Source organism: Robiginitalea insularis (genome assembly GCF_052497835.1).
In genome coordinates this window covers 1,388,832-1,403,578 of sequence record NZ_CP199296.1, presented here as the reverse complement: position 1 = coordinate 1,403,578, position 14,747 = coordinate 1,388,832, and the positions used below count along the sequence as shown (strand labels likewise).

15 protein-coding genes and 1 tRNA gene are annotated in these 14,747 nt (G+C 46.2%); 8 read left to right on the top strand and 8 right to left on the bottom strand.

Annotated features, from left to right (window positions below):
* Positions 1 to 181: 181 nt before the first annotated feature.
* Genes ACT6NV_RS06385 through ACT6NV_RS06375 form a run of 3 tightly spaced genes read left to right on the top strand, consistent with a single transcriptional unit; the run spans position 182 to position 1,749 of the window.
* Positions 182 to 907 carry a TIGR04255 family protein gene (locus ACT6NV_RS06385; protein WP_445386421.1) on the top strand — a complete coding sequence of 242 codons (726 nt, stop codon included), beginning with the start codon at positions 182 to 184 and terminating at the stop codon, positions 905 to 907.
* 6 nt (positions 908 to 913) lie between these two features.
* On the top strand, positions 914 to 1,207 hold the full coding sequence (locus ACT6NV_RS06380; RefSeq protein ID WP_445386420.1) for a hypothetical protein: 294 nt from the start codon (positions 914 to 916) through the stop codon (positions 1,205 to 1,207).
* Positions 1,207 to 1,749 (top strand): hypothetical protein, encoded by a 543-nt coding sequence (locus ACT6NV_RS06375; RefSeq protein WP_445386419.1) that lies wholly within the window; start codon positions 1,207 to 1,209, stop codon positions 1,747 to 1,749. Before ACT6NV_RS06380 ends, ACT6NV_RS06375 begins: the two co-directional genes overlap by 1 nt.
* Positions 1,750 to 1,764: 15 nt before the next feature.
* Here the strand turns inward: ACT6NV_RS06375 and ACT6NV_RS06370 are convergent, their stop codons facing one another.
* From ACT6NV_RS06370 to mce, 5 genes are all read right to left on the bottom strand, one after another.
* Positions 1,765 to 2,976: a tyrosine-type recombinase/integrase gene (locus ACT6NV_RS06370; RefSeq protein WP_445386418.1), complete on the bottom strand. Its 1,212-nt coding sequence runs from the start codon at positions 2,974 to 2,976 to the stop codon at positions 1,765 to 1,767.
* Between the two features lie 249 nt (positions 2,977 to 3,225).
* Positions 3,226 to 3,302: transfer RNA gene (locus ACT6NV_RS06365), tRNA-Ile, on the bottom strand.
* A gap of 150 nt (positions 3,303 to 3,452) precedes the next feature.
* A complete protein-coding gene (locus ACT6NV_RS06360) occupies positions 3,453 to 3,674 on the bottom strand; it encodes a hypothetical protein (RefSeq protein WP_445386417.1) in 222 nt (73 codons plus the stop codon).
* Positions 3,675 to 3,844: 170 nt separating this feature from the next.
* Positions 3,845 to 4,714 carry a DUF808 domain-containing protein gene (locus ACT6NV_RS06355; protein WP_445386416.1) on the bottom strand — a complete coding sequence of 290 codons (870 nt, stop codon included), beginning with the start codon at positions 4,712 to 4,714 and terminating at the stop codon, positions 3,845 to 3,847.
* Positions 4,715 to 5,010: 296 nt separating this feature from the next.
* Positions 5,011 to 5,412, bottom strand: coding sequence for a methylmalonyl-CoA epimerase (mce, locus tag ACT6NV_RS06350; RefSeq protein WP_445386415.1), 402 nt, complete (start codon positions 5,410 to 5,412; stop codon positions 5,011 to 5,013).
* Between the two features lie 203 nt (positions 5,413 to 5,615).
* Between mce and ACT6NV_RS06345 the strand changes: the two genes are divergently transcribed.
* From ACT6NV_RS06345 to ACT6NV_RS06325, 5 genes are all read left to right on the top strand, one after another.
* Complete coding sequence (locus ACT6NV_RS06345; protein ID WP_445386414.1) at positions 5,616 to 7,430, top strand: PAS domain-containing protein; 1,815 nt, start codon at positions 5,616 to 5,618, stop codon at positions 7,428 to 7,430.
* A 9-nt stretch (positions 7,431 to 7,439) separates the two neighbouring features.
* A complete protein-coding gene (locus ACT6NV_RS06340) occupies positions 7,440 to 7,835 on the top strand; it encodes a response regulator (protein ID WP_445386413.1) in 396 nt (131 codons plus the stop codon).
* A 48-nt stretch (positions 7,836 to 7,883) separates the two neighbouring features.
* Complete coding sequence (locus tag ACT6NV_RS06335) at positions 7,884 to 8,267, top strand: response regulator (protein ID WP_445386412.1); 384 nt, start codon at positions 7,884 to 7,886, stop codon at positions 8,265 to 8,267.
* 71 nt (positions 8,268 to 8,338) lie between these two features.
* Positions 8,339 to 8,731, top strand: a complete 393-nt coding sequence (gene rbfA, locus ACT6NV_RS06330) for a 30S ribosome-binding factor RbfA (protein WP_445386411.1) — start codon at positions 8,339 to 8,341, stop codon at positions 8,729 to 8,731.
* A 2-nt stretch (positions 8,732 to 8,733) separates the two neighbouring features.
* A complete protein-coding gene (locus ACT6NV_RS06325; RefSeq protein ID WP_445386410.1) occupies positions 8,734 to 9,948 on the top strand; it encodes an ABC transporter permease in 1,215 nt (404 codons plus the stop codon).
* On the opposite strand, the gene dusB is transcribed toward ACT6NV_RS06325, so the two are convergent.
* The 3 genes from dusB to ACT6NV_RS06310 form a co-directional block, all read right to left on the bottom strand.
* Positions 9,949 to 10,941, bottom strand: a complete 993-nt coding sequence (gene dusB, locus ACT6NV_RS06320; RefSeq protein WP_445386409.1) for a tRNA dihydrouridine synthase DusB — start codon at positions 10,939 to 10,941, stop codon at positions 9,949 to 9,951.
* Positions 10,942 to 10,994: 53 nt separating this feature from the next.
* Complete coding sequence (locus tag ACT6NV_RS06315; protein WP_445386408.1) at positions 10,995 to 13,406, bottom strand: outer membrane beta-barrel family protein; 2,412 nt, start codon at positions 13,404 to 13,406, stop codon at positions 10,995 to 10,997.
* Positions 13,407 to 13,508: 102 nt separating this feature from the next.
* A complete protein-coding gene (locus ACT6NV_RS06310) occupies positions 13,509 to 14,735 on the bottom strand; it encodes a M20/M25/M40 family metallo-hydrolase (RefSeq protein ID WP_445386407.1) in 1,227 nt (408 codons plus the stop codon).
* Positions 14,736 to 14,747 lie beyond the last annotated feature (12 nt).

Sequence of the window (14,747 nt, the reverse complement as noted above, 5' to 3'; positions counted from 1 at the left end):
ATTGATTTTCAAAATAGAATTCACATCTTCTTCCCACCATATGATATGAATTTAAGATACCATTGGAAAGGTAATTGGTTGCTGTTGATTGGTCTTTTGTGAATGAAGTTCAGGCAGGCTTCCTGTGATTCATCGTTTTTTATTTCTAAATTTGGTGTAACCCAGTAATAGCTAGCAATAAATGAGTAAACTGCCAAAGGCACCTTTAATCGAGGTGATTTTTGAATTGAGATGGCAGATTAAAGAAAAATCTGATCTAACCAAATATCAATATCTGATAGGTGATTTATATTCAAAAATCAGTGATCGGTTTCCTTACAGGGAATCTTTAGTCCCACCTGAAATACCTTCAGATATTTTGATTAACAAACCTGCCCACAGATTTAGAGCGGGACAAAATAAATATCCACTTGTACAGATCGGGCCTGGTCTGATTACTCTCAATACTATTGATGATAATTATTATTGGGAGGAATTCTATGATTGGTCTAACAAGCTATTATCCGATTTTATGGAGGTGTTTTCTTTTGATTCAGAAACATTTACTCCTAGCCTTATTTATTTAGACTTTTTTAGGTTTGATTTTAACTCAGACAATGTAAATGATTATTTGAATAATCAATTCAACCTAACTATCGACCAGTCATTTTTAAAAGACACTGGAAATCCATATAATTTGAATATTGGATATTACTATAATACTGAACTTGGCAAACTGGACGTTTTGTTCAAAAGAGGACAAAATTCAAAAAAAGAAGAAGGGGTTCTTGTGACTAATGGTTTAAAGTCCAACACTTCTATGTCTGAAAAGAGCGAAATTCTGGATTGGCTAAATAAAGCTCATGCATTCTCAAGCCAATTGTTCAAGGATATTACAGCTGGAGAATTATACGATTCATTTAAATAAAGACCTATGTTCGGAGATTTAGTGCTTGATGGAGACTCGTCCACAACTATGTTCAAGGAAGAAAAGCCTAAACTAAGAACTCATCATTGGGAACTTAATACACCAGTATATGCAGACTTTCTCTCCTCGGTTTTCACATCTATTTTTGAAGATAGGCAGAGGCCGCTGGATTTATTAGATGATGAGAACCACCTTACTGATGATTATGATATAATATCCAAGTTTACATTTAAAAACAGTAGAAAAATTAAGGCTAGAATACATAAATCAGGCTTTAATCCAACAATCGTAATAGATTAATGTCCTTTCCTTGGTATACTATTATAGAGGACTCTGTTAATGATTTACAGCAAGGTGATTTCATACCTGACTGTCCAATTCTTGTTCCTCCTGCCGAAATGAATTTTGAAGGAGAGAACGATATCGAAATCACTTTCATTGATTCTATAATTCTTTCTCAGTCCTGTGATTTAGTCCATGGCAAGCTTGAAATAGTCCTTGTTTGCCCCTATAGAAGCTTATCATCATTTCTTGAAGGATTACCTGAGGAACAACAAGGGTCAAAAGCACGAAAAAAAGTAATTGAAAATTTAAGAAAGGGAAATTTACCTGGTTATCATCTTTTGAATAAAGACGACCAATTGGCTTTCCTTAGTGACTATCAAGTTGTTGACTTCCGAAATGTTTATGGGGTTCATTTTAAATCATTACAATCATTTGTAGAAAAAATCTCAGGCAGAATAAGGTTGCAGCCTCCTTATCGTGAACATATGTCACAGGCTTTCGCTCGATATTTTATGAGAGTAGGGCTGCCGCAGGATATTATAGTAGAAGGTTATTAATGATATTTTAATTTGTTATCCTTTAAGTTTACTCCGAACCTTCTTGATTTCATCGCTCACTTTCCTCTGAACAATCTTTCCATAATATTCCTGGGTAATCTTAATACTGGAATGTCCTAACAATTCACTTACCACTTCCATCGGTACATTATTGTTTAGTAGAACTGTAGACGCAAAGGTCTTCCTTGCAGTATGATGAGTAATTCGTTTTTTAATCCCTAATATTCCTGCGATCTCCTTTAAGTAAGAATTGATCTTCTGATTGCTCATTCTAGGAAGCAAGTATTCTGAGTCAAAGTTGTAGAGCTTTAATATTTCCCTGGCATTAGGTAGCAAAGGAACAGATACCATTTTACCTGTTTTACCTCTTTTAATCTTAATCCACAGATGCCCATCAAAGCCTTTAACTAGATGTTCCTTTTTCAGATTGGCCATTTCATTGTATGGAAGTCCTGTATAACAACAGAACACAAACAAGTTTTTTACCAGTTCTAACCTGGGTTGGGTAAAGGTGTGGCTTTCAAATACAGATAATTCATCCTGAGTAAGAAAAACAACCTCTTTTACTACTCTTCTTGGCTTATGTAGCATAAATGGGTCTTTGTTTAAATAGCCTTCAGCCACAGCAATCTTAACAGGCTTTCTAAAGCGTTGTATACATTTATTTATAGTTATTTGCCGTTGGTTTCGTTCCGTCTTCAGGTAATATTCAAAGTCCTGTAAAAACTGGAGTGTTAACTGTTTCATAGGCAGGTCTCCCTGGCCATATTTCCATTTGATAAAATCTCTGGCTTGGAGACAAGCATAATTGAATTTCTTCCAAGTAGCTTCCTTTAAATCTATTCCAACAAGCTTTCTTTCCTTATTCAAATACTCCTGAAAGTAAGCAATCACGTGTACATACTTTTGCCTTTCCGATACTTTGAAATAGCCTTTCCATATGTCTAGAACAGTGAAGTCCTTGCTCTGTACTTGTAGACGCAAGAATTCTTTCTTCAGATTGGACGTAATGATCCCCAACTGCAAGTTGATTTGCTGGTTTTGGAACGTTTCAGGAGATGCTTTTTGCTTTTTGGATATCCAGTGCTTTGGGTTAATGAACTCACCTGTAGCGAACTCCTTTCGCTTCCCCAGATAGGTTATTCTGCACTTAATAGGGCATACCCCCCTACTGTTTGTTTTTGATTTGTTCAGATAGAACAGAATGGAGATAGATTTTTGATTCATGACCAATTGAATTAAGATTAAACAATTGGCATACAATTCGTTGTGAAAAATGGGACACCTGAAATTCCCGAAATGTGGAATGGGACACCTATTTTTTCACAGCGGGACACCTGTAGGGACACCTAAAACGACCCAAATAAGATGACATGTTGACTTTTAAAGTAGTTGCAAATAAACTCGGAAAGTATAAGTATAGCTGGGATTTTAGACCTTTAGAGCCCAGTCCCCGAAGGGGCTGGACTCATGGTCTGGTGGTCCCACCTGGGCTCGAACCAGGGACCCCCTGATTATGAGTCAGGTGCTCTAACCAGCTGAGCTATAGGACCAATTTTATTAAGTAAGTAAAGAACTTTTGTGTTTTGTCCGCTGTCCCGAAGCGTGCTTTGCTCTGCTTTGGGATAGGACCCTTTTTGAGGGACTGCAATATTACTACATATTTTAAGATGTTGCAACATAATATGTACAACTTCGAAGTGTTAATCTTCCCACCCACAAAGGGTCCGCCCTATTCTTTTGGCATCTTCCCTGTCCACTCTGTAGATATCAGTGGAACAATTGGAAAGGCCGCGGCAGTATTTGTCATAATGGTATTTCTTGCTGTATTTTCCCCTGCAGATATAAACGGCTTCATAGTTTGAATTCCCAAAAGAAGACAGCCCCGAAAGAACGACAATCAATACTAGAATTATCAGGCGCATAGCGAAATTCGTTGGAAGTTGCTACTATGCCAACGAATGGAATGCAGAAAGATTGCGAAAACAACAGTTCAATTATTTTTAAAGCATTCAGGGCCAACGAAACCTCCTTTTTCCATTCATTAAGAGTGTTTTTTAAAGGACTAAAAGCGAATCGGAAGCCTGCTTTTAGCCTATTTACGCAAAAAAAGTTTCTTTACCCCTTTATAAATCAACAGCACCAGTATTCCAAACACAAGCCCCACCCCAAACTCCACGATCAAACCGGGGATGGAAGGAAAGAGATGGTGTAAAAAGGATACGTTGTGTACAAAGATACCCCCGGAGACCAGGAGCAGGGCCAGAGTGCCGATCACAGAAAGGCCTTTAATCACCCAGGGCAGGGCATTTACAAAAAACCGCCCGATCCGGGCCAAAAAACCATCCTTTTCGTCGTCAATGGATATCAAATGCGTGCCAAATTCATCCATCCGAACGATTAGGGCCACCAGGCCATACACCCCAACGGTAGCAAGGAGAGCAATTAAGGAAACCACCAACACCTGGTTGATAAGGGGCTCTTCCATAACAGTCCCCAGGGCTATGATCACAATTTCAACGGAGAGGATAAAATCTGTGAGGATGGCAGACCGGATCTTTTCCTTTTCCAGGGCCAGGATATCTTTTTTGGAAGGTATTGCAGTGTCTTTGGGAATGGAAGCGTGGGCGTGCGGTACAAAGAACTCGTAAATCTTTTCGGCTCCTTCATAAGCGAGGTACAGGCCCCCGAGTAGCAGGATTACCGTTACTGCCAGGGGGGCAAAGGCACTCAGCAAAAAGGCGATGGGCAGGATGATGATCTTATTAAGCAGCGACCCTTTGGTGATAGCCCAAAGCACGGGGAGCTCGCGTTTGGAAACAAACCCGGATGCCTTTTCGGCGTTTACGGCCAAATCATCCCCCAGGATCCCGGCCGTCTTTTTGGTGGCCACCTTACTCATAGTGGCCACATCGTCCAGCAGGGTAGCCACATCATCCAAAATCGCAAAAAATCCTGATGCCATTAGCTGTTTATTAGGTCACAAATATATTTAGGAACTAATAAATTAATCGAAAGCCAGCGAAAGATTTCCAGAAATAGCAACAAGGCCAGCGGAAGTGCGTTTTTGCACCTGCAAAAAAAGAGCATGCAGCAAAGCCTTGTTGCTATTTTAGCGCAGCTAAAAATTTCCTTTAATCTTTCTTGATTTTTTGATTCGTTTTGGATCAAGCCAAAATGAATAATAAATAGGTTTTCGGTAATGTTTTTATAGCTATGGTTATCCCAGAAAGAAAGATCAAATCAAAATAAGCTTAAAAATTAATCGATCTCCTGACAGAGTTCAATCAAAACCTTGTTGGTGCTTTTCGGGTGCAGGAACACCACCCATTTGTTGTCTGCCCCCTTTTTGGGTTCCTCATTTAAGATGCTAAACCCGGCGGCCTTCAAACGGGACACCTCAGCTCGGATATCGGCCACGTCAAAGGCAATATGGTGGATGCCCTCCCCTTTCTTTTCAATGTATTTGGCGATGGGACTATCGGGATTTGTGGCTTCCAGCAGTTCTATTTTATTGGGGCCGGCCTTGAAAAAGGAAGTGCGGACCCCTTCGGAAGCAACTTCTTCCGTTTTGTAAGGCGCTTGCCCGAATAGCTCTGTAAACAAGGCATTGGAAGCCTCAAGGTCTTTTACGGCAATACCGATATGTTCTATTTTTCGCATGGACTTGGTTTGAATTACTAAAATAAGGGTTTCAGGGACAGTTTGGTCTGGTAAGGAATATCTCGCGTTGTTTTTTCAATTAAACACGGGTTATATAGCGGATAAAACAGTCATAAGCATACAATAAAGTGCTATTAATGTTGTTCTATCTTCTAGCACGAGTAAGAATTTTCTACTTTTATTGTAAGACTTAAAAATTGAATATGGTTCGGACCGCATCCCTGCTCTTCGAAGCCCCATTCCCGGTGGCCACCCTCGATCACAACCTGAATTTCACTGGTTTCTCTAAAATCTGGTTGCAAACCTTTGGCCTGGATGAAAATATCAAAGGGGTGTCGTTTAAAAAAATTTTAAACCAGCTTCCTGAAGAATTATATCTGGATTTACAACTGTGTCAGGAAGGGATTGGCACTAATTCGGAGCCGGCGAGGTTTGTTCATTCCAATGGTAAATTTGATTGGTACCAGTGGAAACTAAACCCCTGGCAGCCGGCAGAAGACCAGCCTACGGGCAGCATCATCATCCTGGAAAACGTTACTGAACAAAAGGTAAACGAAGACCTTTCCCGTAAATCGCAACGGATGGCGCGGGTTGGCGGCTGGGAGGTAAACTTGTTAGATAACACGGTAAATTGGTCTGCCATTACCAAAGAGATCCATGAAGTACCTGAGGATTTTGTGCCTAACCTGGAAACGGGGATTAACTTCTACAAAGAAGGCTTTAGCCGGGATACTATTGGCAAGCTGGTTACTGAGGCCATAGAAAAGGGAACGCCCTGGGACGTTGAGCTGATACTGGTTACTGCCAAAGGGAGAGATATCTGGGTTCGCGCCAAGGGGGAAGCCGAAATGGTGAATGGCAAATGCGTTCGCCTCTCAGGGACTTTTCAGGATATTGATTTGCGCAAGCGGGCAGAAATTGAGTCCCGCATTCTTAGCGACAGACTGGAAATCGCCACTGGGGCGGCCCGTATCGGGATCTGGGATTACGATATAGTCAATAATGGCCTAGAGTGGGATGATAATATGTACAAACTGTACGGGGTCCCGAAAGATAAGTTTGAAGGGGTCTATGAAGCCTGGGAGGCCACGGTGCTTCCTGAGGACAAGGAGCGATCTGCCCTTTCCGTTGCCGAGGCCATCGAAGGAAAAAATGATTTCAACATAGATTTCCGAATCAACTATAAAGAGCGGGAAATCCGCTGGATACATGCCGAGGCGACCGTGTTGCGAGATGATCAAGGGAATCCGTTAAAAATGATTGGGGCCAACTGGGATGTAACTGAGCAAAAACAGACTGAGGAGCAAATGCAGGCTTTGTTGAATACCACCACCTATCAGAATGAAAGCTTGCTGAATTTTGCACACATCGTTTCCCACAACCTCCGTTCGCATGCCACCAACCTCTCCATGCTAACCGATTTCCTGCTAAACGATCGCATTGGCGAAGATGAAAAGCTTAACACCCTGGAAATGCTCAAGAAAGCTGCCAACGGCCTGAATGAGACCATTGCGCATTTGAATGAAGTGGTTCAATTCAAAACGGAGGCAGAAAAGAAAATGGTCCCTCTGGATGTAAACCTGATGGTACGCAAAGTTGAAAGCGACCTGGAAGCACTTCTGGCAGCCAACAACGTAAGCCTCACCCTCAACATCCCGTCAAACTGCAGGGTGATGGGAGTGGCCGCCTATGTGGAAAGCACCATCCTGAACCTGATTACCAATGGTGTAAAATACCGGGATCCGGCCAAGGACTGTACCATAGAAGTAACCGCCGAGGAACAAAAAGACCTGCTTTGCCTGCATTTTAAAGACAACGGCCTGGGTATTGACCTGGAAAAATACGGGGCAAAGCTCTTCGGGATGTACAAGACCTTTCACCAGCATCCGGAAAGCAGGGGGATTGGTTTATTTATTACCCGAAACCAGATCGAATCTATGGGTGGGCGTATTTCAGTGCAAAGCACCCCTGGGACGGGAAGTTGTTTTAGTGTCTTTTTAAAAACGCCTGTGAACTGATTGGATACCATGAAAACACTAGAGAAAGCCTGTATAATAGATGATGATCCCATAATGATCTTTGGGATGAAGCTGATGATGAAGCAAATGGGGATTTCCCTTGACACTGAAATCTGGAACAACGGGCAGGACGCTATTGAAGGACTTGAACATTTAGCTAGTAAAGGAGAGGCCTTACCGCAGGTGATCTTTCTGGACCTGACCATGCCCATTATGGATGGGTGGGATTTTCTGGAGGCCCTGAAGCAGTCTTCCATGCCCGGCAAAGAAAACATGGAGATTTATGTGCTGAGTTCCTCCATCAACCCCAGCGATAAAACCCGGGCCCTAAATTATGCTCAGGTGAAAGATTACATTGCCAAGCCCCTGGCAGAAGAGCGCCTGCAGCAAATCCTGACTGTCTGAAAAAGGCGAAATTATTTATCTCCGAGAACCAACCAAATCCCCCAACTTATGCCCCATATCATTTATTTAATCGATGACGACGAGGTAACGCTTTACATGCATAAGCTGCACCTTAGCAAAGCCTTTACCGAATCAGAAATAATATCTTTCACCTCGGCTGGTGACGCTCTTACCACCTTGCAAAACCCGGATGCGGAACCCCCCGCACTGGTTTTGATGGACATCAACCTGCCCATTATGGATGCCTGGGAATTCCTGGATGCCGTTCGGGACCAGAATATTACACTTAACGAGCACTCACTCTTTCTGTTGAGCTCCGAATTCAGCCCGGTGGATCGGGAAGAATTAAAACAGCGGGGCCTTGAGAAACGGGCCTATCACAAACCCCTGGATAGTGAAATACTGCAAGAAATGATGCAGGTGGCCGGATAAGGCCCCCTTATTTTTAAGGATAGCTGCCCTGGAGCTATCTAAATCCGCCTAATTGTGCGTATTTTTGACCCATGGAAACGCAGCGACAGAAAAAAATTGCCGGGATTCTGCAAAAAGACCTGGCCGAAATCCTGCAGCGGGCAGCTGTGGATGCCGGGCTGAAAGGGCTTATAATCTCCGTCTCCAAGGTAAATGTGACCTCAGACCTCTCTATAGCCAAGGTATATGTCAGTATTTTTCCGGTAAAGGAAGCCCGGGCGGTAATGAAGGGTATTCAGGCCGATAACCCCCGCTTCCGCCATGAACTGGCCCGAAGGACCCGCAACCAGCTGCGGCGCGTCCCTGAATTGCAATTCCTGCTGGATGACTCCCTTGAATACATTGATCAAATCGAAAAATCGCTTCAGGGTGGGGATAACCCTATTGAAAACCCGGACCTGTTGCCGAGACGCAAAAAATCCTGAGGGTGAACTTTCCGCTGTATATCGCTAAGCGCTATATCCGCTCTAAAAGCAGTCAGAATGCGGTCAACATCATCAATGCGGTAACCTTTGTGGTGATCGTTATCGGCTCCGCTGCCCTTTTTATTGTGCTTTCCGGATTTTCAGGCTTGAAGTCCTTCAGCCTTTCCTTCAGCAATACATCAGATCCGGACCTGAAGGCTGTTCCCCTAACCGGAAAAACCTTTTCCCTGAATCTAACCCAAAGGACCGCCCTGAACGAGCTTGAAGGAATAGCGTCCTATTCCCGTGAGCTGGAAGAACGGGTCTATCTGACCCACCAGCAGAAAAGCCGGATTGCTTACCTGAAAGGAGTAGATGAAAATTACACCCGCACCACCGGGATAGACAGCAGTCTCTTTGTGGGTTCCTGGGACCTTAGCGCACAGCAGGCCGTCTCCGGGATCACCATTGCCAACCTGCTTAACCTCAGTGTTCAGGATTACCGCAGCCCACTCATCATCCTGGCGCCCAAACCGGGAAAAGGCAGCCTGAGCCCACAGGGGTTCGGAGACAAACCCTATAACCAACTCTCCCTGGTCTTAAGCGGGGTATACCAGCTGGAAGAAAACCTGGACAAGAAATATGTCTTTGCAGACCTTCCGCTAGTACAGGCCTTGCTGGAACGGGACAGCAGTCAGATCTCCGGGGTCAATTTCAAGCTGATTCCGGAGGCAGATGAATCTGCCCTCAGGGCCCGGTTATCCGAAATCCTGGGGCCTGCGGTACAACTCAAAAACAGGCGGGAGCTGAACCAGACTTTATATCGCATGCTCAATACAGAAAACGTGGCCACCTACCTCATCTTTACACTGGTATTGATCATTGCGCTGTTTAATGTGGTGGGGGCTATCATCATGATGATCCTGGATAAGCAGCAGCATTCACGAACGCTCTATTCCCTGGGACTGACTGTAAAGGACCTGCGGAGGATTTACTTTGTACAGGGCGTTTTGGTTACCAGTGCAGGTGGGCTAATCGGTTTGCTGATCGGTTCCCTGCTGATTGGTTCCCAGCTCCTTTTTGGCTGGCTGAAGATCACGCCATCCCTTGCCTATCCGGTAGAATACCGACTGACCAATGTACTGCTGGTTCTGCTCACTATTGTAGTGCTGGGGCTGATTGCCTCCCGTATCGCGAGCAACCGCATCGATAAAAAACTCCTGAGCTGGAATGCCTGATCAGGCAAAGATGTGGTCTGAGAAAGCCTCTTTTGCCTCCTGCAGGGCTTCAAACACATCGGCTGCATCATCGCTGGTCACCATTTTGGTGCGGTAAGGTTTAAAATTCGGGATCCCTTTAAAGTAATTGGTATAATGACGGCGGGTTTCCAGGACCCCCAGTTTTTCCCCTTTCCAGTCTATCGCCATTTGCAGGTGGCGGCGTGCTGCTTCTACCCGCTGTTCCATAGTGGGGGGCGCTAAATGCTCCCCGGTTTCCATATAGTGTTTTACCTCCCTGAAAAACCACGGATAGCCAATGGACGCCCGGCCGATCATGGCCCCGTCAAGGCCGTACTGGTCCCGCATGCGAACAGCAGCCTCCGGGCTGTTTACATCCCCGTTGCCAAATACGGGAATATGCATGCGCGGGTTGTTTTTTACTTCTGCTATGGGTTTCCAGTCTGCAGAACCTTTATACATCTGTACTCGGGTACGCCCGTGGATGGAAATAGCCTGACAACCCACATCCTGAAGCCGCTCTGCCACCTCAACAATCTTGATGGAATCCTGGTCCCAGCCCAGTCGGGTCTTAACCGTAACCGGAAGGTGCGTACGCTTGACCATGGCCTCGGTCAGTTTTACCATGAGCGGGATATCCCTGAGGATTCCGGCCCCTGCCATCTTGCAGACTACTTTTTTAACTGGGCATCCAAAATTAATGTCGATGATGTCCGGGCCGGTGGCGGTAACAATATCGACTGCCTGCAGCATCGAATCCAGCTCGGCCCCGAAAATCTGTATCCCTACGGGACGCTCTTTCTCGTAAATGTCCAGTTTGATAACACTCTTGGCGGCATCCCGGATGAGCCCTTCAGAAGAGATAAACTCCGTGTACATCACATCGGCCCCCTGCTCCTTGCACAGGGTGCGAAAGGGCGGGTCACTTACATCCTCCATGGGAGCTAGCAACAATGGAAAGTCCGGTAAATTGATGTCCCCGATTTTGGGCATGGTGTTGTGCTTTGAGCGGCAAAATTATAAATAAAGTCTGACTTGGTGCGAATTTACTCTTTATCAAGGCGTTCCAGCTCGCTCTGCTGTGCTGTGCGCACCTGATTACTCAGGCGGTAATTCCCCAGGTTGTAGGTAAAGGCAAAGCGCACAAACTGGGTTTCCGGCCGGGCAAAAAAAGCGTTATCCTGGTTGGCATAGCGGGAAGTATAGGTGGCGTTTGCGCGCCGCAGCAAGTCTTCGGCCGTAATGGAAACCACCGCCCGGTTGTCCCATAAGGATTTCCGCAGGCCCAGGTCTACCTGAATGGTTTCCGACATCTTGTAAGACCCGTTTAGAAACCCGCTGAGGTACAACAGGGAAGCTTCCCCTTTAAGGGTGCCATCCCCGCTCAGGGTGAAAGAATTGCTGAGATAGCCGTAAAACCCGCTTACCTTATTGGTAAAGGTATCTATGTTGCTTTCCACAGCCAGGAAGGTCTCATCCTCGTAAAACAGGGAGTTATAAGAGTAGAGGTACCAAAAGGATGTGAGGGAGGTAGACACGGTAAAATCCAGGCCATAGGAGGTGCTTTCCTGCACATTCTGTTTGATCTGCCGCAGCGTTTGGGTCTGGTTGTCCTGAAAGCTGAGTGTACTGATATACTGCCCGTTGTCCCGGTAGTAAAGGTCTATAAAAAAGGTGTTCTTCAGGCTGAGGTTCAGGTTAAAATTATGGCTGAACGCCGGCACCAGGTTCGGATTTCCTTCGTCAAAATCATTTTCATTCAGGAAATAGCGGAAAGGGTTGAGGTCTGCGTAATTCGGACGGCTCAGTTTGCGGCTGTAATCCAGCGAAAAGCTGTTGTCATTGCCCAGGTCTTTACTGATAAAAGCCGAAGGGAAAAGTTCCAGATAGCTTTGTATATTGGTCTGGCTAAGGGTTAGCGAGCGGGCTTTTACGTCTGTCTGCTCGGCACGCAGCCCTGTTTTCAATTGCCAGCTTCCCCATTGCCGGCTCAGGCTGGCATAGGCTGCCAGTACTCCTTCCCTATAGCGGAAATCGTCAGATAGCGCAATGTCAAATGGCGGCTGTGTATCGTTAACGTCAAAATAATCAATACGACTTCCCGACTCGATCAGGGAGCCTTTAAGGCCGGCTTCGAAATTTCCTGAGCCCAGGGGCAGGTAATAATCCAACTGCCCGGTATAAATATCAATATCCTGTCCGGCATCTGTGGAAAAGCTGAAATTCCTGAGGAAGCCTCCTGCTGCGTCAAAATAATCGCTGGACCCAGCCTGAATCCGGCTCAGGTCGTAATAGGTATAATGCGCATTGGCCTTCAGGACCTCCCCCTCCTTTTTGAGTTTTCGCTCGTAATTCAGGTCAAAAGAAAGGTTCAGCAAGTCGTCTTCCAGCGGGCTTATCGTTTGCAGGCTGGAATCCAGCACCCCGGCCCCATTGCGCATCAGGGTCTGCACCCGGTTGGTATAACGCTTATTGGGGGATATGCTCCCGCTGGCGGTAAGGTTGAGCAACTCTTTTTCGCTGAGCTTATAATCCAGCATCAGATTGGCCTGCTGGGCCTGGGAGCGGGTGGTTTTCTCCAAATCTGTATCCCAGCGGGCAAATACCTGGTCCGCGGCATTGATAAAGTTGATATTGCTTTCAGACCGTTTGAACTCCTTGCGGGGACTGATGCTGTAATTGGCAAAAAGGCTGATCCGGTCGTTTTTAAAATAATGGCTGGTGCCAAAGCTGTACTTCGGGAAAACAGACTGGGTGAACTCCCCTCTCAGGCTGCCCTTATAGCCGGGCGTTACATTTTCCCGCGTACGTATGTTGAGCACTGGCCCGTCTTCCGCCTCAAAACTGGCCGGAGGATTGGGGATAACTTCAATTGAGGCAATGGCTGACCCCCCCAGGCCCTGCAACAGGTCCTGTATCTCGGTCTGGGTTAGCTGTATCTTTCGGTCATTCAGATAAATGGTTGCAGCCTGCCCCCGGATTTCCAGGTTGTCCTGTACCATGATCACCCCAGGGGTGTTGCGAAGAATGTCCCAGGTGCTCCCTTCAGCCACTATGGAATTTTCAACCTGGAAGACAATGCGGTCTGCCAGGCGTTCCACTGTTGGGACCTGCCCGGTTACAATCACCTCATCCAGCCAGTCGCTGCCGGGTTCCAGGACTATGGCCCCTATAGTTATGGACGATTTGATTTCCAGGGGGATCAACCCGGACTGATAACCAAAATAGCGCGCCTGTAAAAAATAAAGGTCTGCCGGGACCTTTTCCAGAAGGAAGGTGCCGGTTTCGTCTGCGGAAACCCCTTTGATCTGGGTACTATCGGCCACCCTTAGCAGCATTACATTGGCATAGGGAAGGAGTTTCCCGTCCGCATCCTTTACGGTTCCGGAAATTTCAAATCCCTGGGCAAAAAACAGGGCTGGCAGCAATCCGAGGAATATGAAGAGGGGACACTTCAATGGGCTGTAGGTTAGGGTCAAGAATATAAATATAGATTATTTTTCCTACACTGGCTTTGCAGTTAATTACCCTTCTGCTTACACTGATTAAATTTTGTTTCCCTAAAACTTAATGGAGGCTTCCACCTGCTCTCCGTTACGACTTACCACTACCCGGGTACTGTCGCCTTCCTCAAAGACAGAAAGGGCTCTCATATAGCTCATCATATCCGTTACGGTGCTGTCTCCCAACTGTATCACAATATCGCCTTTCTGCAAGCCCGCGCGTTGGGCGGGTTTGTCTTCGCTTACCCCATCGATACGCATCCCTTCCCCATCAAAGAGGTAGTCCGGGATCACCCCCAGGGCTACTTTAAAACGGGGGACTTCCTCGCTTTCGTTTTTGGTTTTACGAAAGGCAACTTCCCGCTGCTGCTCCATAGACTGCAATAGCTTCAGGATATAATCGGATACCGCATCCATTTCAGAATAGTTCAGTTTGGGGGCGTCGTCTGAGGGTTTGTGGTAATCTTCATGTTGCCCGGTAAAAAAGTGCAATACCGGGATATCCTGCAGGTAAAAGGAGGTGTGGTCCGATGGCCCCACGCCTGATTCGCTAAGTACGAGTTTAAAGCCCGGGTTCAGTGCGTTCAATTCCTGTTTCCAGATGGGGCTGGTACCCGTTCCGCTGATGGATAGCGTACGGTCTTCCCTCATCCGGCCCACCATATCCAAATTGATCATAAAAGGGACCTCATCCAGGGAAAGTGTAGGGTTCTTGGCGAAATAGTTGGAGCCTAAAAGGCCCATTTCCTCCCCGGAAAAAGCGATGAACAAATAATTATCCTTAGCCGTTTGCGACTGCTTTAGAGCCCTTGCCAGATGGAGCATCACCGCTACCCCGCTGGCATTGTCGTCCGCACCGTTATGAATGGCTGCATCCCCCCGGTGCAGAGAGCCGTTGCCGCCCATTCCCAAATGGTCGTAATGTGCGCCGATAATTACAGTGCGGGAGCCGCCATTGTCCAGCAAGCCTATCAGGTTAATCCCGTTAATGCTGCTGTCTGAAGCTTTTTCAAAGGAAACTTCGGCATGCGGGTCAGTCTTGTCCCGAAAGCTGAATTCCTGCCGGTAACCGGCTTTGGTCCCAGCCGGGGAAAGGTCCAGGTCTGCCATCCGTTTTTCCAGGTACTCGGCAGCCATCCGGGCGCCTTCGGTACCGGTCTCCCTTCCGCCCAGGGAGTCGCTGGCCAGGATGCGCACATCTTCCTGCATACTGATTTCGGGAGCCTGCTGCTTACAGGAAAGACTTAAAAATAGAATTCCGGCAAAAAATGTATAATACCTCATAACTAGCGGTTA

What these genes read in the sequence shown, in the direction of transcription:
- ACT6NV_RS06340 (WP_445386413.1), top strand. Translation starts at nt 7,440, where the DNA reads ATGAAAACACTAGAGAAAGCCTGTATAATAGATGATGATCCCATAATG.
- rbfA (WP_445386411.1), top strand. Translation starts at nt 8,339, where the DNA reads ATGGAAACGCAGCGACAGAAAAAAATTGCCGGGATTCTGCAAAAAGAC.
- mce (WP_445386415.1), bottom strand. Translation starts at nt 5,412, where the DNA reads ATGCGAAAAATAGAACATATCGGTATTGCCGTAAAAGACCTTGAGGCT.
- ACT6NV_RS06310 (WP_445386407.1), bottom strand. Translation starts at nt 14,735, where the DNA reads ATGAGGTATTATACATTTTTTGCCGGAATTCTATTTTTAAGTCTTTCC.
- ACT6NV_RS06345 (WP_445386414.1), top strand. Translation starts at nt 5,616, where the DNA reads ATGGTTCGGACCGCATCCCTGCTCTTCGAAGCCCCATTCCCGGTGGCC.
- ACT6NV_RS06370 (WP_445386418.1), bottom strand. Translation starts at nt 2,976, where the DNA reads ATGAATCAAAAATCTATCTCCATTCTGTTCTATCTGAACAAATCAAAA.
- ACT6NV_RS06355 (WP_445386416.1), bottom strand. Translation starts at nt 4,714, where the DNA reads ATGGCATCAGGATTTTTTGCGATTTTGGATGATGTGGCTACCCTGCTG.
- ACT6NV_RS06385 (WP_445386421.1), top strand. Translation starts at nt 182, where the DNA reads ATGAGTAAACTGCCAAAGGCACCTTTAATCGAGGTGATTTTTGAATTG.
- dusB (WP_445386409.1), bottom strand. Translation starts at nt 10,941, where the DNA reads ATGCCCAAAATCGGGGACATCAATTTACCGGACTTTCCATTGTTGCTA.
- ACT6NV_RS06375 (WP_445386419.1), top strand. Translation starts at nt 1,207, where the DNA reads ATGTCCTTTCCTTGGTATACTATTATAGAGGACTCTGTTAATGATTTA.
- ACT6NV_RS06335 (WP_445386412.1), top strand. Translation starts at nt 7,884, where the DNA reads ATGCCCCATATCATTTATTTAATCGATGACGACGAGGTAACGCTTTAC.
- ACT6NV_RS06380 (WP_445386420.1), top strand. Translation starts at nt 914, where the DNA reads ATGTTCGGAGATTTAGTGCTTGATGGAGACTCGTCCACAACTATGTTC.
- ACT6NV_RS06360 (WP_445386417.1), bottom strand. Translation starts at nt 3,674, where the DNA reads ATGCGCCTGATAATTCTAGTATTGATTGTCGTTCTTTCGGGGCTGTCT.